15 protein-coding genes are annotated in these 18,884 nt (G+C 61.6%); 8 read left to right on the plus strand and 7 right to left on the minus strand.

All coding sequences use genetic code 11. From position 1 onward, the window contains the following. Positions 1 to 78: 78 nt before the first annotated feature. Positions 79 to 453, minus strand: a complete 375-nt coding sequence (locus tag NW833_RS01835) for a rhodanese-like domain-containing protein (protein WP_414411350.1) — start codon at positions 451 to 453, stop codon at positions 79 to 81. 136 nt (positions 454 to 589) lie between these two features. On the opposite strand from NW833_RS01835, the gene NW833_RS01840 reads away from it, so the two are divergent. Together NW833_RS01840 and ileS are read left to right on the plus strand one after the other, a co-directional pair. After that, positions 590 to 1,432 carry a hypothetical protein gene (locus NW833_RS01840; RefSeq protein ID WP_414411351.1) on the plus strand — a complete coding sequence of 281 codons (843 nt, stop codon included), beginning with the start codon at positions 590 to 592 and terminating at the stop codon, positions 1,430 to 1,432. Between the two features lie 201 nt (positions 1,433 to 1,633). Further along, the gene (gene ileS / locus NW833_RS01845) at positions 1,634 to 4,399 is read left to right on the plus strand and encodes an isoleucine--tRNA ligase (RefSeq protein ID WP_414411398.1); all 2,766 of its coding nucleotides are present in this window, start codon (positions 1,634 to 1,636) and stop codon (positions 4,397 to 4,399) included. On the opposite strand, the gene cysK is transcribed toward ileS, so the two are convergent. Further along, positions 4,400 to 5,377 carry a cysteine synthase A gene (gene cysK / locus NW833_RS01850; RefSeq protein ID WP_414411352.1) on the minus strand — a complete coding sequence of 326 codons (978 nt, stop codon included), beginning with the start codon at positions 5,375 to 5,377 and terminating at the stop codon, positions 4,400 to 4,402. A gap of 146 nt (positions 5,378 to 5,523) precedes the next feature. On the opposite strand from cysK, the gene dxs reads away from it, so the two are divergent. After that, on the plus strand, positions 5,524 to 7,485 hold the full coding sequence (gene dxs / locus NW833_RS01855; protein WP_414411353.1) for a 1-deoxy-D-xylulose-5-phosphate synthase: 1,962 nt from the start codon (positions 5,524 to 5,526) through the stop codon (positions 7,483 to 7,485). On the opposite strand, the gene NW833_RS01860 is transcribed toward dxs, so the two are convergent. From NW833_RS01860 to fbp, 3 genes are all read right to left on the minus strand, one after another. Next, the gene (locus NW833_RS01860) at positions 7,454 to 8,356 is read right to left on the minus strand and encodes a tetratricopeptide repeat protein (protein ID WP_414411354.1); all 903 of its coding nucleotides are present in this window, start codon (positions 8,354 to 8,356) and stop codon (positions 7,454 to 7,456) included. The genes dxs and NW833_RS01860 overlap by 32 nt on opposite strands. A 124-nt stretch (positions 8,357 to 8,480) precedes the next feature. Beyond that, positions 8,481 to 10,022, minus strand: coding sequence for a glucose-6-phosphate dehydrogenase (gene zwf, locus NW833_RS01865; protein WP_414411355.1), 1,542 nt, complete (start codon positions 10,020 to 10,022; stop codon positions 8,481 to 8,483). Positions 10,023 to 10,059: 37 nt separating this feature from the next. Then, positions 10,060 to 11,058 (minus strand): class 1 fructose-bisphosphatase, encoded by a 999-nt coding sequence (fbp, locus tag NW833_RS01870; RefSeq protein WP_414411399.1) that lies wholly within the window; start codon positions 11,056 to 11,058, stop codon positions 10,060 to 10,062. 674 nt (positions 11,059 to 11,732) lie between these two features. Here fbp and ilvD point away from each other — a divergent pair. Beyond that, positions 11,733 to 13,430, plus strand: coding sequence for a dihydroxy-acid dehydratase (gene ilvD / locus NW833_RS01875; RefSeq protein WP_414411356.1), 1,698 nt, complete (start codon positions 11,733 to 11,735; stop codon positions 13,428 to 13,430). Between the two features lie 47 nt (positions 13,431 to 13,477). On the opposite strand, the gene NW833_RS01880 is transcribed toward ilvD, so the two are convergent. Then, entirely contained in the window at positions 13,478 to 13,885 is a 408-nt protein-coding gene (locus NW833_RS01880) for an ArsR/SmtB family transcription factor (RefSeq protein ID WP_414411357.1), read from the minus strand. Between the two features lie 108 nt (positions 13,886 to 13,993). Here NW833_RS01880 and NW833_RS01885 point away from each other — a divergent pair, with 108 nt between their 5' ends. From NW833_RS01885 to NW833_RS01900, 4 genes are all read left to right on the plus strand, one after another. Beyond that, entirely contained in the window at positions 13,994 to 14,710 is a 717-nt protein-coding gene (locus NW833_RS01885) for an MBL fold metallo-hydrolase (protein ID WP_414411358.1), read from the plus strand. A gap of 72 nt (positions 14,711 to 14,782) precedes the next feature. After that, positions 14,783 to 15,250 (plus strand): DUF29 domain-containing protein, encoded by a 468-nt coding sequence (locus tag NW833_RS01890; protein WP_414411359.1) that lies wholly within the window; start codon positions 14,783 to 14,785, stop codon positions 15,248 to 15,250. 19 nt (positions 15,251 to 15,269) lie between these two features. After that, positions 15,270 to 15,851 carry a rhodanese-like domain-containing protein gene (locus NW833_RS01895; protein ID WP_414394067.1) on the plus strand — a complete coding sequence of 194 codons (582 nt, stop codon included), beginning with the start codon at positions 15,270 to 15,272 and terminating at the stop codon, positions 15,849 to 15,851. Beyond that, on the plus strand, positions 15,848 to 17,629 hold the full coding sequence (locus tag NW833_RS01900) for a SulP family inorganic anion transporter (protein ID WP_414411360.1): 1,782 nt from the start codon (positions 15,848 to 15,850) through the stop codon (positions 17,627 to 17,629). The genes NW833_RS01895 and NW833_RS01900 overlap by 4 nt, the downstream gene beginning before the upstream one ends. Here the strand turns inward: NW833_RS01900 and NW833_RS01905 are convergent. Next, on the minus strand, positions 17,604 to 18,860 hold the full coding sequence (locus tag NW833_RS01905) for a hypothetical protein (protein ID WP_414411361.1): 1,257 nt from the start codon (positions 18,858 to 18,860) through the stop codon (positions 17,604 to 17,606). The two genes, NW833_RS01900 and NW833_RS01905, sit on opposite strands and share 26 nt — an antisense overlap. Between the last annotated feature and the right edge of the window lie 24 nt (positions 18,861 to 18,884).

Below are 18,884 nucleotides of genomic sequence, written 5' to 3' on the forward strand. Positions count from 1 at the left end.
ATTGGCCCTAGCTACCAATATAGTTGCGGAATTGTTACAAACGCTCCCTTTCTCCTTGGGAAAGCTGAGCGAGAATTTCTAGCACTCTTCGGGAAAGCCAGCCTCTCGCCAGGCGCGGATGCCGCCGTCCATCGAAAACACGCGGCGGTAGCCCATCTTCTGCAGGTTATCAGCTGCCAGGGCTGAACGAAACCCACCACCGCAATAGAGGACAATTTCTGCTTCTTTGTCTGGGATCACCTTCTCGATGTCCCGCTCAATAATGCCTTTGCTCAAGTGAATGGCGCCAGCAATGCGACCTGCCTGCCACTCCGACTCTTCCCGCACGTCGACTAGGTAGAAGGAATCTCCTTGCCGTTGTTTCTGCCTGACTTGCTCGACGGTCAGCTCTTGGATGCGGCTTTTGGCCTCGTTGACCAAAGCCAAGAAAGCAGGAGAGTGAGGGGACGCCATGGAACCTCGCCATGCAACCCAATCTCCAGAATAAACCGGGCTTTAGGGGTGTGGATAGCCGCTCGGCCAAGTTGGGCCGGATCCCTACCCGGACAGGCTAAACTAAGCGCAGACCTGCCCGCCGGAGGCCCACAGTTTGAGCTCTCGATCCGCCTTTTCCCAACTGCTCTGGCCCCTTGCCTTGAGTTTGAGCTGGGGGATCCCGCTTGCAGGCAAAGTGCTGGCCCAGACTCCCCCGCTACGCCTAGAAAGCGGGCTGCAAAGGCAGGTTTCTGCCCCTGCGCCAGCGGCTCTGGTCGAGTGGCTGAACGAGCAAATAGCCGCGGCTAACCGACGGGACTTGCCGAAGGTGATGGCCGGCTACAGCCCCGACTTCCGCCACCGCGACGGGTTGGATCGGCAGGGGGTGGAAGAGGCCATTCGCAAGCTGTGGGACGCGCATCCTGAGCTGACCTACTCCGCCCAAATTGTCTCCTGGCGGCAGATAGGCCCTGAGATTGTAGCTGAGATTGCTAGCCAAGTGCAGGGATCCCAGGCTTCGGGGCGGGGGGAGTTTCAGGTAAAGGCTTCCGTCCTGGTGCGCAACCGCTACCGCCCGGATGCCGCCAACCCAGGACAACTGCTGCTGGTAGAGCAAGAAGTGCTGCGGGAGTCGAGCACGCTCACCTCCGGCTCAGCACCCCCCACCGTTACTTTCAAGCTGCCGGAGGTGGTCAAGCCGGGATCCACCTACTCGCTGCAGGCCATTGTGGCCGAGCCCCTCACCCAATCTTTGCTGTTGGGCGCTGTGGCGGAGCGGCCCGTTGCCGGAGCAAGCTACCTGGATGTCACTTCGTTTGCCCTCGAACCTCTGCAGGCGGGCGGGATCTTCCTGCAGGCGGATGCCCCCCCAGAAGCGGGTGCTGAGTGGATCTCGGTGATGCTGGTTAACCAAAGTGGCCTGGTTGTCGAGAGCCGGCGCCTCACCGTTCAACCCTAAAGAAAGGAACCCCAAGCAAGCCAGACTCCTGGCAGAAAGCCGAGGTGGCCGTCTGGATCCCTTTCCCTCAGGCTAGGGAGAGGAAGCCTAGAACACGACTGAGAACCAGGCAACGGCGTAGGATAGAAAAACGCCCTTTAGCCTGCTCAAGTTGCCGTGGACTACAAGAGTACCCTCAACCTGCCGCAGACTCAGTTTCCCATGCGGGCGGAGGCCGCTAAGAGAGAGCCCGCCATCCAGGCTTTTTGGCAGGAAGAACAGATCTACCAGCGTCTGTCGGAAACCAATCCGGGGGATCCCTTTGTCCTGCACGATGGGCCACCCTATGCCAATGGCGACATCCACATGGGCACTACCCTCAACAAGATCCTCAAGGACATCGTCAACAAGTACCACCTCCTGCGAGGGCGCAAGGTGCGCTACGTACCTGGCTGGGACTGCCACGGCCTGCCCATCGAGCTGAAAGTGCTGCAAAGCCTCTCCCCCCAGGAGCGGCAGAGTCTCACCCCCCTGCAACTGCGGCAAAAGGCCAGAGAGTACGCCCTGCACTACGTCGACGTGCAGCGGGCCAGTTTTCAGCGGCTGGGGGTATGGGGAGATTGGGATCGGCCCTACCTGACCCTATCGCCGGAGTACGAGGCGGCCCAGATCGAGGTGTTTGGCCAGATGGTTCTCAAAGGCTACATCTACCGCGGCCTCAAGCCCGTCCACTGGAGCCCCAGCTCCCAGACGGCCCTGGCAGAAGCGGAGCTGGAATATCCCGACAACCACATCTCCCCCAGCATCTACGTGGCTTTTCCCCTGCAAAGCCTCAGCCCGGCAGCGCGGCCGGTTTTAGAGCCCTTCCTGCCAGGCCTGCGGGCGGCCATCTGGACGACTACCCCTTGGACGATCCCGGCCAACCTGGCTCTCTGCTTTAACCCCAAGCTTACCTATGCGGTGGTGGAGTCTCCCCGCTTTGGCCTGCTGCTCATTGCCGCCGCTCTGCGGCAGCGGCTGGAAAAAGTCCTGGAGACTCCCTTAGAGGTCAAGGCCACCCTGCCGGGATCCGCTTTGGAATACTGCCAGGGACGCCACCCCCTCTTTGACCGCACTAGCCTCTGTGTTTTGGGAGACTATGTGACCACCGAGTCCGGCACCGGCATTGTCCACACGGCGCCGGGGCATGGGGAAGAAGACTTCAAGACTGGCCAAAAGTACGGCCTGCCCATCCTCAGCCCCGTGGACGAGCAGGGGAGGTTTACCGCAGAAGCCGGCCCCCAGTTTGCCGGGCTAGATGTCCTCTCCAAAGAACCGGAGACTAGCGGCAACCTGGCTGTGATTAAGGCTTTGCAGGCTGCCGGCGCCCTGCTCAAGGAGGAGCCCTACAGCCACAAATACCCCTACGACTGGCGCACCAAAGAACCCACCATCTTCCGGGCCACCGAGCAGTGGTTTGCGTCCGTAGCCGGCTTCCGGGAGCTGGCCCTGCAGGCCATCAAAACCGTGAAGTGGATCCCACCGGAAGGGGAAAACCGCATCACCGCCATGGTCAAGGAGCGCTCCGACTGGTGCATCTCCCGCCAGCGGGCCTGGGGGGTGCCCATCCCTGTCTTCTATGACGAGGAGACTGGCGAGGCTCTGCTGACTGCCGAAACCATTGACCACATCAAGGCCATCTTTGCCCAAGAGGGATCTGACGCCTGGTGGAAGCGCCCAGTAGAAGAATTGCTGCCGGAGCAGTACCGCCGCAATGGCCGCACCTACCGCAAGGGCACGGACACCATGGATGTTTGGTTTGACTCCGGCTCTTCCTGGGCAGCGGTGGCCCAGGCGCGCGGGTTGGGCTACCCCGTGGATCTCTACCTGGAGGGTTCGGATCAGCACCGAGGTTGGTTCCAGTCCAGCTTGCTGACCTCAGTGGCGGTCAATGGCTGTGCCCCCTACAAGGCGGTGCTCACCCACGGCTTTGTGCTGGACGAAAAGGGCCAGAAGATGAGCAAGTCCTTGGGCAACGTCATCGATCCCCTGGTGCTCGTCAACGGCGGCAGCGACCCTCAGACGGATCCCGCCTACGGGGCCGATGTGCTGCGACTGTGGGTTTCCAGCGTGGACTACTCCGGCGACGTGCCCCTGGGCAAGACCATTCTGGGGCAGATGGCAGATGTGTACCGCAAGATCCGCAACACAGCCCGCTTTCTGCTAGGCAACCTCTATGACTTTAACCCGGCCCAGGATGCCGTTCCCTTTGAAGCGTTGACCGAGTTGGATCGCTACCTCCTGCACCGCCTAAAGGAGGTGGGAGAGGAGATCACCGAAGCTTTTGACAGCTATCAGTTCTACCGCTTTTTCCAAGCGGTTCAGAACTTCTGCGTGGTGGATCTCTCCAACTTCTACTTGGACATTGGCAAGGATCGCCTCTACATCAGTCACGCCCGCAGCCTGCGGCGGCGGCAATGTCAGACGGTGCTGTCCCTGGTGCTGGAGAACTTGGCCAAGGCCATCGCCCCAGTGCTTTCCCACCTCGCAGAAGAGATCTGGAGCTACCTGCCCTACCCCAAGCCCACCCGTTCGGTGTTTGAAGGGGGCTGGATGCGACTGCCGGAGCAGTGGCGGGATCCCCAGCTAGCTGCCACTTGGGAAAAGCTGCGGGCAGTGCGGCAGGAGGTGAACAAGGCGCTGGAACAAGCGCGCACCGACAAGCTCATCGGCGCTTCCACCGAAGCCAAGCTCATCCTCAAGGTGGCGGATCCCCACCTGTACGCTCTTCTGGAAGAGCGGGCCGCCGAGCTGCGCTACCTGTTTATCACTTCCCAGGTGGAGCTCATCAAGGCAGAGACTGAGGCGGCGGAGCTGCAGGTTGTCGTTCAGCGGGCAGAGGGCAAAAAGTGCGTGCGCTGCTGGAACTACTCTCCTCGGGTGGGGGAATTTGCCGAACATCCAGAGCTGTGTGAGCGCTGCCTAGCGGCCCTAGCTGGCGAGTTTTGACTACCTAACCAAAGACTGCGGCAGCCGCGAGTCCGACTCTCGCTCCAGGTCGCGGAAGAGAGGCGTACTGAGGTAGCGCTCGCCAAAGCTGGGCTGGATCATCACAATCAGCTTGCCGGCGTTTTCCGGTCGCCGCCCCACCTGGATAGCGGCAGCCAGGGCTGCCCCAGTGGAAATGCCGGAGAGGATCCCTTCTTCTCTGGCCAGGCGGCGGCTGTAGACCATGCTTTCTTCGTCGTCTACGGCAATCACCTCATCCAGGAGATCCCGCCGCAACACCTCCGGCACAAACCCTGCCCCGATGCCCTCGATGCGGTGAAAGCCGGGCCGTCCCCCGCTTAGAACCGCGCTTGCCTTGGGCTCGACGGCCACTAGCCGAATGGAAGGTTTCTTACTCTTGAGAAACTCGCCCGCCCCGGTAATGGTGCCGCCAGTGCCCACCCCCGCTACCAGGATGTCCACCTGGCCATCGGTGTCCTCCCAGATCTCGGGGCCGGTGGTGCGGGCGTGGATTTGGGGGTTGGCCGGATTGGTGAATTGGCCCAGCATGTAGGCATTGGGGGTGCGGCGCACGATCTCTTCCGCCTTCCAAATGGCCTCTCCCATGCCACCGGCGCTGCTGGCTAGATGCACCTCTGCCCCGTAGGCCTTCAACAGCAGCCGCCGCTCCAGGCTCATGCTCTCAGGCATGACAATGATGAGCCGGTAGCCCTTGGCCGCTGCCGCCATAGCTAAGCCAATGCCCGTGTTGCCGGAGGTGGGTTCCACCAAAATGGTCTTGCCGGGGGAAATTAAACCGGCTTGCTCAGCTGCCTCGATCATGCTGACGGCAATGCGGTCTTTTACCGAGGCTGCCGGGTTGAAGCTCTCCAGTTTAACCACAATCTCCGCCAGGCATCCCTCCGCCTGCGGGATCCGGTTGAGCCGCACCAACGGCGTGCGACCGATGAGTTGGGTGATGTTGTCGGCAATCCTCATGGGCAGGCAACCTCGAAAAGCGGGGCCTTTGTCCGATGCTAACCCTGCAGCGGGAGACATCCAGCGAAGTTTTGAAAAGACTCCAGCCAAGCCCTCTGGGAAAGCCATGATCTAGAGTGAGATCACACCGGAAGGACAGATCCCCTATGCACCTGAGTGAAATCACTCATCCCAACCAGCTCCGCAACCTAAGCCTCAGCCAGCTGCGCAGCTTAGCTCGCCAGATCCGCGAAAAACACTTGCAAACGGCTGCCAACTCTCCCGTCGGCTGTCACCTAGGGCCAGGGCTGGGGGTGGTGGAGCTGACCTTGGCGCTCTACAAAACCCTTGACCTGGATCGCGACAAGGTTATTTGGGATGTGGGGCACCAAGCCTATGCCCACAAAATGCTCACCGGCAGGTATCACAACTTCCACACCATTCGCCAAAAGGGGGGGATCTCCGGCTACCTGAAGCGCAGCGAAAGCCGCTTCGACCACTTTGGGGCCGGCCACGCCTCCACCAGCATCTCGGCAGCCTTGGGTATGGCCATTGCCCGCGACCGGCGGGGGGAAAACTTCAAGGTGGTGGCCATCATCGGGGACGGCGCCCTGACCGGGGGCATGGCCTATGAGGCCATCAACCACGCCGGCCATTTGCCCAAGACCAACCTGATGGTGGTTCTCAACGACAACGGCATGTCGATTTCCCCCAATGTGGGGGCGATCCCGCGCTATTTAAACCGCCTGCGCCTCAGCCCGCCAGTGCAATTTTTGGCCGACAGCCTGGAGGAGCAACTGAAGAACCTGCCTCTAGTTGGCTCCAGTCTCAGCCCCGAAATTGAGCGCATGAAGGAGACGGTGAAGCTGGTTACTGCTGTGCAGAACAACAAGGCCGGCATCATCTTCGAGGAGCTGGGCTTTACCTACGTGGGGCCGGTGGACGGGCACAACCTGGCAGAGTTGTTGGATGCTTTTGAGTTGGCCCATGGCCTCTCTGGGCCCGTGCTGGTGCATGTGGCCACCGTCAAGGGCAAAGGCTACCCACCGGCAGAGGCTGAGCAGGTAAGCTATCACGCCCAATCCCGCTTCGACCTGGCCACCGGCAAACCCTATCCCCCCACCAAACCCACTCCCCCCAGCTACAGCAAGGTCTTCGGCCATACCCTTTGCAAACTGGCGGAGCGGGATCCCCGCATCATGGGCATCACGGCAGCCATGGACACCGGCACTGGCCTGGACAAGCTCAAGGAAAAACTGCCGGATCAGTTTGTGGATGTGGGGATCGCGGAGCAGCACGCGGTCACCTTGGCTGCTGGCATGGCCTGTGAGGGGATGCGCCCGGTGGTGGCCATTTACTCCACCTTCCTGCAGCGGGCCTACGACCAGATTATCCACGATGTCTGCCTCCAAAAGCTGCCAGTCTTTTTCTGCTTGGATCGGGCAGGCGTGGTTGGACCTGACGGCGCCACCCACCAGGGCATGTACGACATCGCCTATCTGCGCTGCATCCCCGAGATGGTGCTGATGGCCCCCAAAGACGAAGCGGAACTGCAGCGCATGGTGGTAACCGGGATCCAGTACACCCAAGGACCCATTGCCATGCGCTACCCGCGCGACTCTGGCGTTGGGGTGCCCTTAGCGGAAGATGGCTGGGAGCCCATTCCCATTGGCAAGGCGGAGGTGCTGCGCAGCGGCGGCGATGTGTTAGTCCTGGCCTATGGGTCGATGGTCTATCCCAGCTTGCAGGCCGCGGAGATCCTCAAAGAGCACGGCATCTCCACGACGGTAGTCAATGCCCGCTTTGCCAAGCCCCTGGATACAGAGCTGATCCTGCCCCTAGCCGAACAAAGCCGCCTGGTGGTGACGGTGGAAGAAGGCTGCCTCATGGGCGGGTTTGGCTCGGCAGTGGGGGAAGCCCTCCTGGATGCCGATATCCGGGTGCCTCTTTTGCGCCTGGGGGTGCCAGACATTTGGGTAGAACATGCTACCCGTGAAGAGTCTCTTGCAGACCTTGGCCTCAACAGTGTCGGTATTGCCGAGCGGATCCGAGCCAAGCTTGAGAAGCTGCAAAAGCCAGTGGCCGAGGGATCCCGGGCTACTCTCCTGCAAGACCCATCTGGCGGTTGAACCGGTCCACAGCAGCCTGCTGTAGGGCCTCTACCACTGCCCGTGTTCGCAGGAGAACTTGCACATCTCGCAGCAGGTTATTCCGCCACAGGTTCTCCCGCAGCACCTCTAGCCGGGCATAGCTGGGATCCAAGCGCACGGCTTTGGCCCCCAGTTCTTCCGCCCGCTGGGTTTGGCCGCGAACGTACAGGGCTGTAGCCAGGGCCAGGTAGGGCTCGGCCACCGCCTCGTTCATCTCGATGGTGCGTTCCCAGCGCTCGATGGCCGCCTCCAGATCCCCTTGCTCGTAGTCCACCAGGCCAAGGTTGTTCATAGCAGGCCAGTAGGCGGGATCCAACTCCAAGGTTTTCTCATATTCCCGCCGGGCGGGATCCCATTGGTCGAGCATGAGGTAGGCATTGCCCAGTTGAAAGCGGGCGTTGGGGTTATCCGGCTGCAAGGCAACAGCCCGTTCCAGGGCCTCGGCGGCGGCAAAGTAGCTGCCCTGCCGCAAGTAAGCCACTCCCAGGGAGTAGAGGACATCCCCATCCTGGGGAGCCAGAGCGCGGGCCCTTTGCAGCACCTGCACGGCCTGGGCAGAGTTCCCCAGCTCCAGATAGACGTTGCCCAAAGCGTAGAGCAGCTCGGAAGAGGTGGGCACCATGGCCACGGCCAGTTGCAGGCGGCGCAACGCCTCTTCGGTCTGGCCAAACTGGGCTAGCCGCAGCGCGTTGGTGGCTAGTTGCAGCCCCTGGGCCTGCATCAAGTCCCCATTGGGCAGGGGCACATGGAGCAAGACCTGAGCCCGCGCGGGATCCCCTCCCTCTATCCCCAAGACAAGGGCAAGGCCCACCGGCAAGGCTAGGCAAAACCGGAACGACAGCGACGGCATGATACCCACGCAAAACCAGGCCATGCCCATGTTAGCCGCAATCGCTGTTTGAAATGTCTGCTCTCGCCCCCTTGGCGCTTTATCAGCCCCAGTCGCTACCTGAGCCAGGTTTTGCTGCAGGAAACTAGAGACGTCGCCACCGCCGCCCGGACTGGGCCAGCAGGTCTTCGGCAGCCTTGGGCCCCCAGGTGCCGGCCTCATAGGTGTACAGCGGCGGCGCGGTATCATAGCCAGGTGGCGTCTCCCAGGCCGACAAAACGGGCGTTACCACCCGCCAGGCAGCTTCCACCTCGTCGGCGCGGGTAAACAGGGTGGGATCCCCCAGCAGGCAGTCCAACAGCAGGCGCTCGTAGGCATCTGGCGCGCTCGACCCAAAGGCTGTCCCGTAGCGAAAATCCATTTCCACCGAGCGGGTGCGGATCTCCGGCCCGGGCATCTTGGCCTCAAAACGCAAGGAGATGCCCTCGTTGGGCTGGATGCGCAGCACCAGGATGTTGGGGCTCACCTCTCGCGTTGCCGAAGGAAAAAGGGACAGGGGCACCTGCTTGAAGTAGATGGCCACCTCGGAAACCTTCTTGGCTAGGCGCTTGCCCGTGCGCAGGTAAAAGGGCACCCCTTTCCACCGCCAGGTGTCGCATTCCAGCTTCAGGGCGGCATAGGTGGGGGTCTGCGAGTTGGGGTTGACATTGGGCTCTTGGCGATAGCCGGGCACTGGCCTGCCGCCAATCCAGCCGGGGCCATACTGGGCCCGCACCGCTGCGGCTGCCACGTTGCGAGTGTCGGCCAGACGGGTGGCCTGCAGCACTTTGGTCTTTTCATTGCGCACCCCATCGCCGCGCAACGAGACGGGCGGCTCCATGGCCGTCAGGCAATAGATCTGCATTAGGTGGTTCTGCACCATGTCCCGCAGGGCGCCGGCAGCGTCGTAGTAGCCGGCCCGATCCTCCACCCCTACCGTTTCCGCCACCGTAATCTGCACATGGTCGATGTAGTTGCGGTTCCAGAGAGGCTCAAAGATAGCGTTGGCAAAGCGGAAGACCAGCAGGTTTTGCACCGTCTCTTTGCCCAGGTAGTGGTCGATGCGGTAGACCTGCTCTTCCTGACAGATGCGCTGCACAAGGCGGTTCAGCTCCTGGGCCGAGGTGAGGTCGTGGCCGAAGGGCTTTTCAATCACCACCCGCGTCCTGGTTGGATCGGCCAGCATCCCCGCTGCCCCCAACTGCTGGAGGGCCTGGGCATAGAAGTCCGGCGCCACCGCCAGGTAAAACACGCGGTTGCCGCGGGTGCCCCGCTCTTCGTCCAGTTGGCTGAGAAATTGCTTGAGGCGCAGGTAGCCCTCGGCATCGCCAATATCCAGGCGACAGTAAAACAGGCGGCTGGCAAAGTCTTGCCAGAGGGCTTCTGGCCCCAGATCCTGGGAGGCAAATTCCTTCAGGGCTGCCCGCATCTTGTCCCGATAGATCTCGTGGCTCCAGTCGCGGCGAGCCACCCCCACCAAGGTAAACTCCGGCGGCAGCCGTCGCTGGACAAAGAGCCGGTAGTAGGCCGGGATCAGCTTGCGGGCCGCCAGATCCCCGGAAGCGCCAAACTGCACCAGAATGCAAGGATCCGGAATGCGCTCTTGGTTGAGGCCAACGCGCAAGGGGTTTTCCGCCAGGGCCACCATAGAGTCGGCTCAGCTTGGGTGGATAGGGAGAGAGGAGCTAGGGCCGCAGAGAACCTTCCAGACAGCGCAGCACCTCTTCCACGTTCTCGCGGCTGCCAATGATGAGGGGCACCCGTTGGTGGAGAGAGTGGGGCACGATGTCCAGGATGGCCTCGGTGCCAGTGGTAGCCACGCCTCCTGCCTGCTCGGCCAAAAACGCCAGCGGGTTGGCCTCGTACATCAGCCGCAGTTTGCCCTCGGGTTTTTGCCGGGTGCCGGGGTAGAGGTATACCCCTCCCTGCAACAGGATGCGGTGAAAATCCGCCACCAGAGCGCCGCTGTAGCGGGAGGTATAGCTGCCTTGGCGATGGGCGTAGCGGATGAAGTTTTGGATCCCCTCGCTCCACTGGCAGAAGTAGCCCTCGTTGAGGCTGTAGACGGAGCCACGTTCGGGAATGCGGATGTCGCTTTGGGAGAGGATGAACTCGCCCAAGCTGGGATCCAGCGTAAAGCTATGTACCCCCTTGCCGACGGAATAGACCAGTTGGGTGCTGGGGCCGTAGAGGATATAGCCAGCAGCCAGTTGCCGGCGGCCCGGCTGGAGGAGATCTTGGTGGTCAGCCTCAGGGCGATCCTCCAGGGGCTGAAGGACAGAGAAAATGGAGCCAACGCTGAGGTTGGCCTCGATATTGGAGGAGCCATCTAGGGGATCGACAAGCAGCGCCAGGCGGCTGAGGGAGCAGTTTTCCGGCAGGCGGGCCGGGGTTTTCATCTCTTCTGAGACCAGCCGACAGACTAGCCCTGTCTGCTCCAAAGCGCGGATGAAGGCCCGGTTGGCGTACTCGTCCATCCGCTGCTGTTCTTCCCCTTGGACATTGACGTTGCCGGTTACGCCCAGCGCTCCCTCGATGAGTCCTGCCTGGCTGAGACGGCGGGCAATCATCTTGCCGGCCAGGGCAATGCGGTTCATCAGAGCACTGAAGTCCTGGGCCTCGGCGGTGAAGCTGCCAAACTGCTGCAAGACATGCCGGTAGAGGGTGAGCACATCCCGCGCCATCTCGCGTTCGGCGCTGCTGGGCATGACAGAGGGAGGAGAGCTAAGAACCATACGAGGCTTCCCCAAAGAAACGCCGAAGCACGGAATCCCTCGCCTCTAGCAAGGACTCTGTCCCGCTGACCCGATGGAGGCTGGGATCCCTTCTACTAGGTAGGCTGGCCGATTCTCGGGGCAGGTGCCGGGAACTTACAGAGTTGCTTCAGATTTGGCTGGCCTTGCCGGGCTTTTGCTTCGGCTGGGCTGGCAAAAACAGGGCTCTCCTCTAGTCCTTGATTCACTAGACAATCAGCCACTTTGTGGCATAACCAACCTCCTGCCTTGACGGAGATGGGCTGAGCGAGTAGGCTTGCGAGTACATCTTTTCTGGGAGGCACTTTGCCTAGGCTAAAGTTGGCTCCGTCTTTAGCCGGTGTGCCTTATGGGGGCTCGTAGCACCTACCTGCAGCAAGGCCTACGGCCCGCTATCGCGATCGCGGGGAAGTGACGCCTGTGGAGATCCCTCTGGCGGGGTGGTAGGGGTAAGCTCTGCCACTAGCTACGGGTCGTGGAAGCAGGGAGAAAGCGTCAACCTGGAGCAAAAGTCCGCTTTTGTCCAGCGTTGTATAAGTCTTTCAGAGCGGTAGGATGGGTTCTACTTATCCCAGCGGGGGCTTGTCGTCCCGCTCTGTTCCATGATGGCCAACCCTCCTTCTCCACTGCGCAGCCAAGTCGTCACCCAGGGAGTGCAGCGCTCTCCCAACCGCGCCATGCTCAGGGCAGTGGGCTTCCGCGATGAGGATTTCGGCAAGCCCATTGTCGGCATCGCCAACGCCCACAGCACCATCACCCCTTGCAACATCGGGATCCAAGCCTTGGCCGAGCGGGCTGAAGCTGCCCTGAGGGAGGCCGGCTGCATGCCTCAGGTCTTCGGCACCATCACCATTAGCGACGGCATTTCCATGGGCACTGAGGGAATGAAGTACTCCCTGGTGTCGCGGGAGGTGATTGCCGATTCCATCGAGACGGTGGTCAACGGCCAGAGCATGGATGGTCTCTTGGCCATCGGCGGCTGCGACAAGAACATGCCGGGGGCGATGATCGCCATGGCCCGCCTTAACGTGCCCTCTATCTTTGTCTATGGCGGCACCATCAAGCCCGGCCACTACAATGGCCGCGACCTCACCATTGTCAGCGCCTTTGAAGCGGTAGGGGAGTACAGTGCTGGCCGCGTCTCTGAGGAAGAGCTGCTGGCAGTCGAGCGCCACGCCTGCCCCGGTGCCGGATCCTGCGGCGGCATGTACACGGCCAACACCATGTCCAGCGCCTTTGAGGCCATGGGCATGAGCCTGCCCTATTCCTCCACCATGGCGGCAGAGGACGAAGAGAAGGCCGAAAGCGCCGCTCAATCGGCTAAAGTCTTGGCCGAGGCCATCAAAGCTAATATCCGGCCGCGGGACATCATCACCCGCCAGAGCATCGAGAACGCCATTTCGGTCATCATGGCCGTAGGGGGATCCACCAACGCCGTGCTCCACTTTCTAGCTATTGCCCACGCGGCAGAGGTGCCCCTGACGCTGGATGACTTTGAGACCATCCGCGCCCGCGTGCCTGTTCTCTGTGACCTCAAGCCTTCGGGCCGGTTTGTAACCACTGATCTGCACCGGGCCGGCGGGATCCCGCAGGTGATGAAGATCCTGCTCAACCACGGCTTGCTGCACGGCGACTGCCTCACCATCTCTGGACAAACAATTGCCGAAGTCCTGCGGGACGTGCCGGACGAGCCCAGCCCAGATCAAGAGGTGATTCGCCCCTGGCATAGCCCCCTTTACCCCCAAGGGCACATAGCCATCCTCAAGGGCAACCTTGCGCCCGAAGGGGCAGTGGCCAAGATCAGCGGCGTCAAGAATCCGAGGATCACGGGGCCAGCGCGGGTCTTCAACTCGGAAGAATCCTGTCTGGAGGCTATCCTCGCCGGCCAGATTCGACCGGGGGACGTAGTGGTGATCCGCTACGAGGGCCCTAAGGGCGGCCCTGGCATGCGGGAGATGCTCTCCCCTACTTCGGCCATCATCGGCGCTGGTCTAGGAGATAGCGTGGGGTTGATTACCGATGGCCGCTTCTCTGGGGGCACCTACGGCATGGTGGTGGGCCATGTGGCCCCTGAGGCCTATGTAGGCGGCCCCATTGCCCTCGTGGAAGAAGGGGATCTGATCACTATCGATGCCCCTGCTCGCCTCCTCCACCTGCATGTCAGCGAAGAGGAGCTGGCCAGCCGCCGCGCCCGCTGGGTTCCGCCCGAGCCCCGCTACAAACGAGGTATTCTGGCCAAGTATGCCAAGCTGGTCTCCAGCAGCAGCCTGGGGGCGGTGACCGATCTGAACTTGTGGGATTAGACGAGAGGGGAGTTCGGGCTGCTGGGCTTTCTCCTGGCACTACCCCCTCAAGAGCTCTCGCTGCTCAGCCTACTGGAGTGAAGGGCTGCCAGCGGCTCCCATTGCTGGGCTTGCTGCTTAAGCCGCTTGATCAACTGCCTGCACACCACCTCGCACAGCTCAAAACAGACGGGATCCGCAATTTGGTAGTAGACACTCACGCCCTTGGGCTCGCGGCTGACGATCCCTGCCTGCGCCAGGATCTTGAGATGTTTGGAAACGTTGGCCTGGCCCATGCCAGTGGCCTCTAGGATTTGGGTGACGTTCTTGGGCCCCGAGCGCAACTGACACAGGATCTGCAGGCGGCTGGGCTCCGCCAAAACCTTGAAGTACTCCGCCACGCTGGTCAGCACTTCTGGCGTCAGGGTCAACTGGCGCTCGTCTTTGCCGCCTTTCGCGAGCTCGTCCCCATCCATAGACCGTCTTGAGGGCTGTGCTGACTTGATTTTAACACTAAGTGGTTATATAGTGTTCCTAGAGGCCCAAGCTATGTTCAGGTCTTTGCCAACAAACAGAAGGGTAACATGCTATTTCGCCAACTGTTCGACGCCGAGACAAGCACTTACACCTACTTAGTTGCAGACCCAAACACCCGCGAGGCCGCGCTGGTGGATCCCGTGTTGGAGCAGGTGGAGCGGGACTTGAAGTTAATTCGAGAGCTGGGTCTGACGTTGAAGTACTGTCTCGAGACCCACGTTCACGCCGACCACATCACCGGCACGGGCAAGCTGCGCGAGTTGACCCGCTGCCAAGGGGTGGTGCCAGTCCAGGCCAAAGCCCAATGTGCCGACCACTTCATTGGCCATGGGGAAACGCTGCAGGTGGGATCCATCACCATCGAGGCCATCGCCACCCTGGGCCACACCGACAGCCACATGAGCTACCGCGTCCATGGGGATCGCGTTCTCACCGGAGACTCCTTGCTCATTCGCGGCTGTGGGCGCACGGATTTCCAAAGTGGGGATCCTGGCCTGATGTACGACCACGTTACGCAGCACCTGTTTACCCTGCCAGACGAGACGCTGGTCTATCCCGGCCACGACTACCGTGGGCACACCGTCTCCACCATTGGCGAAGAGAAGCGCTGGAACCCCCGCTTTGTGGATCTACAGACGGGCAAGCTGCGTTCGCGGGAGAGCTTCATCGCCCTGATGAATAGCCTCAACCTGCCTCAGCCCAAAAAGATCCAGGAAGCAGTGCCGGCCAACGAGCAGTGCGGCCAAGTGGCAGCCGCGGTTTAGTTGGAGGCTGTAAAGCCTGCTGAGCTAGCTAGACTTCTCTGAGCCGGCTGGTCAGAAGGGGGAGGGTTGAGAGTGGATCCAGAAAGTCTCTATGAGAAGGATTTCTATGCTTGGACTCAGCAACAAGCTCAATTTCTGCGGGAGCGGGCTTGGGAGAAGCTAGACCTGCCCCATTTGATTGAGGAGATGGAATCGTTGGGCAGGCAACAGCGGCAAGAGCTGCGCAACCGGCTGGGGGTTTTGGTGGGGCACCTCCTGAAATGGGAGTATCAGCCGCAGGCTAGATCGGTAAGCTGGCTGCTCACCCTACAGGTACAGCGGCAGGAAGTTCTGGATCTGCTGGAGGAAAGCCCAAGCCTGAGGCCCTATTTGCCAGAGGCCATCGCCAAGTCTTACCTGAGGGCGCTCCAGCTAGCCCTGGAAGAGACCCAGCTGCCCAGAAAGACTTTTCCCAAGACGTGTCCTTACGCTCCCGAGCAAATCCTGGATAGCCAGTTTTACCCCGGCGAGCCCAGCAGGTTGCTTGAGGAAGAAGGTTAGTTACCCGAGGAGGAAACCGATGACTGTAGCCCGACAAAATCCTACGCCTTCCGCTCAGCAGGAACGGGATCCCCGTCTCAAGGAGATCGACGCCCTGACCTTAAAGCAGTGGCTGGATCAAGGGCGGGTACAGCTCATCGACGTGCGGGAGCCGGGAGAATATGCCGATGAGCGGATCCCAGGGGCGATCAACATGCCTCTATCTACCTTTGACCCGGCCAGGGTGCCGGCCTCGACGCCGGAAAAACCGGTAGTGTTGCAGTGTCGCATGGGCAGTCGCTCCATCCGCGCTGCCTGTCAGTTGCTAGACCACGGCTGGCCGGAGGTGCTTAGTCTAAAAGGCGGGATTGAGGCTTGGAAGGCTGCCAAGCTGCCCACCACCCGCACCCGCAACGCGCCCATTTCGCTAATGCGGCAGGTGCAAATTGCGGCGGGATCCCTGGTGCTCACCGGAACCTTGCTGGGAGCCTTTGTCCATCCGGCCTGGCTGGTGTTGAGCGGCTTTGTGGGAGCTGGGCTGGTGTTTGCCGGGATCACCAACACCTGTGGTCTGGCGCTGCTTTTGGCCCGCATGCCCTGGAACCGAGGTCAGGCCCTATGAGCGGGATCCCTTCCCCCCAGAGAATCCCGGCGCGCTACCTGCCCTTTACCAGGGATTCCTTGTGGTGGCTTCGGTATCGGCCAGAGGATCTGCCAGGGGATCTCATGGCCGGACTGGTTACAGCCCTTCTCCTAGTGCCCCAGAGCATGGCCTATGCGCTGCTGGCCGGGCTGCCTCCCCAGACAGGTCTCTACGCCGCTATCCTGCCGGTCATCGCCTACGGCTTTCTAGGATCCAGCCGGGCTTTGTCGGTGGGGCCGGTGGCCATCATCTCCTTGCTGGTGGCATCGGGCTTGGAGCCGCTGGCTGAGCCGAGCAGCCCGGAGTATGGCCGGTTGGCGCTGGGCTTGGCTCTAGAAGCGGGCCTGATCCAGGTAGGGGTAGGGCTACTGCGGCTGGGGTTTTTGGCCAATTTCTTGAGCCGCTCGGTGGTAACGGCCTTTGGCAGCGCCGCAGCCCTAATCATCGCCTTCAGCCAGCTCCGCCATCTGTTGGGGGTGAAGATCGCCAACACCGAGTCCTTCTGGCTGATGCTGCAACGGCTTTGGCAGAGCCTGGAGGGGGTAAACTGGGTCACTCTGGGGCTGGGGCTGTTGGCCATCACCCTCTTGGTGTACGCCCAGCAGAAGCTCCCCGCTCAACTGCGCCGCTGGGGGATCCCACCCCTCTGGGGCCTACTTCTCACCAAGGGCGCGCCGCTGGGAGCCGTCTTCCTGACCACGCTGCTGGTGTGGGGGTTGAACCTCTCGGAAAGAGCAGGAGTGGCGGTGGTGGGATCCATTCCGGCGGGTTTGCCCCCCCTGACCTTCCCTTGGCTGAGCTGGCCAGAGTGGCGAGCTTTGCTGCCCACAGCCTTGGCCATTAGCTTGGTGGGCTTTACAGAAAGCTATGCAGTAGGTCAGTCGCTGGCCAGCCAGCGGCGGCAGAAAGTGGATCCCAACCAGGATCTAGTGGCCCTGGGGGTGGCCAACCTGGCCGCAGCCACAAGTGGTGGCTACCCCGTAACCGGCGGGATCAGCCGCTCAGTAGTTAACTTTCAGGCCGGGGCCAACAGCGGCCTGGCTTCGGTGGTGACGGGATCCCTGATAGCCCTGGCAGTGAGCTGGCTGATGCCTCTGTTTACCTTCCTGCCCCAGACGACCCTAGCAGCTATTGTGCTGGTGGCAGTGCTGGGACTGGTGGATTTTCACCCCTTGCTGCAGAGCTGGCGCTACGACCGCGGCGATGCCTTGGTTTGGTTGGTTACCTTTGCCAGCGTGCTGGGGATCGGGGTGGAGCCGGGGATTGGGCTGGGGGTGCTGGTGTCTATCCTCCTCTTCCTCTGGCGGGCCAGCCGTCCCCACATCGCCATTGTCGGCCAGGTGCCTGGCACCGAGCACTACCGCAACGTGCTGCGCCATGAGGTGATTACCGATCCGCGCATCCTGGCAGTGCGGGTGGATGAAAGCCTGTTTTTTGCCAACGCCGCCTACCTGCAGGAGTATCTGCTGCAAGAGGTGGCAGCGCGGCCAGCAGTGGAACAGGTGCTGCTGGTGGCCAGCGCCATTAACTTCATCGACGGCAGCGCTTTGGAGGTGCTGACTCAGTTGGTGGAACGTCTGCGCCAAATGGGGGTGGGCTTTGCCCTGGCCGAGGTGAAGGGGCCGGTGATGGATCGCCTCAAAATGGCGGGGTTTGTGGAGAAAGTGGGCGCCGAGCGCTTCTTCTTGTCCACCCACCAGGCGATGCAGGCTCTCAAATCCCAGGTGACCTCTATGCCGGCAGCCGCTTCCGGATGAGCACAATCGGCGTTTGCTCTGCCGCATTGCCCGCCGGGTTCTTGCGCAGAGCCTGCTCAACCAGTCCCCGCTCCACACCTGGGCTGGCCGCCAAGACGTTGACTTCGCCTAGGTCGTTGGCATCCACAATGGCCACCTCGTAGCCGGTCTGGGCGTGGAGCTCGGCCACCAGCTTGGCTGGATCCCGCGGTCCCAAGACAATGAACTGGTCATAGGGGGGCAAGGTGCCGGTGACATCGTCGATGAGATCCGCCTGCTCCCCCGCTAGGGCATAGAACACCCCTGGGATCCCCAGCAGCTTAGCCAGGGATCCCGCCACAAAGGCCCCCAGTACTCGCCAGGCCCCCGAACAGTCAATGAGCGTCTGCATCCCGTAGCAGCTTGAGAGACTGGTCTTGGAGGGGAAGAAGTAGCACAGGGTGCGAGCCAGCCAGCCAGGCTGCACCTGCAGGGGATGGCGAAAGTTGCCCTGCACAATGGCTACAGCACTCTCGGAAAGGGCCACGACATCGCCGGGTTGGAAGTGGGGGCCCACGTAGCGCCGCAACACCTCAGCCAGGTCATCGCTGGGGGTGAGCAGATGGGTGGGAATGGCAGCCCAACTCACCGGTCCCTGCTGCTGCCAGCACAGCTCCGCCAAGGGATCCACTTCCTGCAGCGGCAAGATGAGGTGGCTAGTCTTGAGGGTACGCCGCTGCCGCCCGTACTGGACGTAGTCCAGCTCTAGCCAGGCCGAGCGCAAATCTGCCAGTCCTTCCCCCCCTAGTTCAATCTCGACTTCTAGGCCAGTCTGGCTTTGGGGGGTGATGATGTAAGCCTGCCAGTAGTTGTCTTGGCGAGGAGGCAAGTCGGGGTGACGGGAGCGGAGGCGAATTTGGGTATGGATCCCCTCGACGGAGCTGGTGCTGAGCAGATGCAGTCGCGGCTCCACCTGGGCCAAGGTGACCTCAAAAAGGGGGTTGAGATTGCGGGCCACGAAGTCAGCCTGGATGAGCCAGCGGTCGGGGCTGAGGCGGTTGAGGCGCCAGCTCTGCGGCTCCACCACCAAGCAGTCGGCGGGGCGGGTTCTCAGCCAGTACAGCAACGTCCCCCCGCTCAAGAGCAGGCCGGCCGCCACCTGGATCCAGGCCGAGGGATCCCACAGCCAACGCCCGATCCCCCAGAGGCTCAAGAGCATCCCACCCAGTACCCCGGCCACCACACCTCGGCTCACCATCCGGATTGTTGCCATCAGGATCCCACTCCTTCGTTAAGC

It is taken from the genome of Synechococcus sp. O70.1, from assembly GCF_047462215.1.
GTDB lineage: Bacteria > Cyanobacteriota > Cyanobacteriia > Thermostichales > Thermostichaceae > Thermostichus.

Excerpts from the sequence above, each read along its gene's own strand:
- ileS (WP_414411398.1), top strand. The coding sequence starts at position 1,634 with ATGCGGGCGGAGGCCGCTAAGAGAGAGCCCGCCATCCAGGCTTTTTGG.
- NW833_RS01885 (WP_414411358.1), top strand. The coding sequence starts at position 13,994 with ATGCTATTTCGCCAACTGTTCGACGCCGAGACAAGCACTTACACCTAC.
- dxs (WP_414411353.1), top strand. The coding sequence starts at position 5,524 with ATGCACCTGAGTGAAATCACTCATCCCAACCAGCTCCGCAACCTAAGC.
- zwf (WP_414411355.1), bottom strand. The coding sequence starts at position 10,022 with ATGGTGGCCCTGGCGGAAAACCCCTTGCGCGTTGGCCTCAACCAAGAG.
- NW833_RS01905 (WP_414411361.1), bottom strand. The coding sequence starts at position 18,860 with ATGGCAACAATCCGGATGGTGAGCCGAGGTGTGGTGGCCGGGGTACTG.
- ilvD (WP_414411356.1), top strand. The coding sequence starts at position 11,733 with ATGGCCAACCCTCCTTCTCCACTGCGCAGCCAAGTCGTCACCCAGGGA.
- cysK (WP_414411352.1), bottom strand. The coding sequence starts at position 5,377 with ATGAGGATTGCCGACAACATCACCCAACTCATCGGTCGCACGCCGTTG.
- NW833_RS01860 (WP_414411354.1), bottom strand. The coding sequence starts at position 8,356 with ATGCCGTCGCTGTCGTTCCGGTTTTGCCTAGCCTTGCCGGTGGGCCTT.
- NW833_RS01895 (WP_414394067.1), top strand. The coding sequence starts at position 15,270 with ATGACTGTAGCCCGACAAAATCCTACGCCTTCCGCTCAGCAGGAACGG.
- fbp (WP_414411399.1), bottom strand. The coding sequence starts at position 11,058 with ATGGCGCGGGATGTGCTCACCCTCTACCGGCATGTCTTGCAGCAGTTT.
- NW833_RS01900 (WP_414411360.1), top strand. The coding sequence starts at position 15,848 with ATGAGCGGGATCCCTTCCCCCCAGAGAATCCCGGCGCGCTACCTGCCC.
- NW833_RS01835 (WP_414411350.1), bottom strand. The coding sequence starts at position 453 with ATGGCGTCCCCTCACTCTCCTGCTTTCTTGGCTTTGGTCAACGAGGCC.
- NW833_RS01880 (WP_414411357.1), bottom strand. The coding sequence starts at position 13,885 with ATGGATGGGGACGAGCTCGCGAAAGGCGGCAAAGACGAGCGCCAGTTG.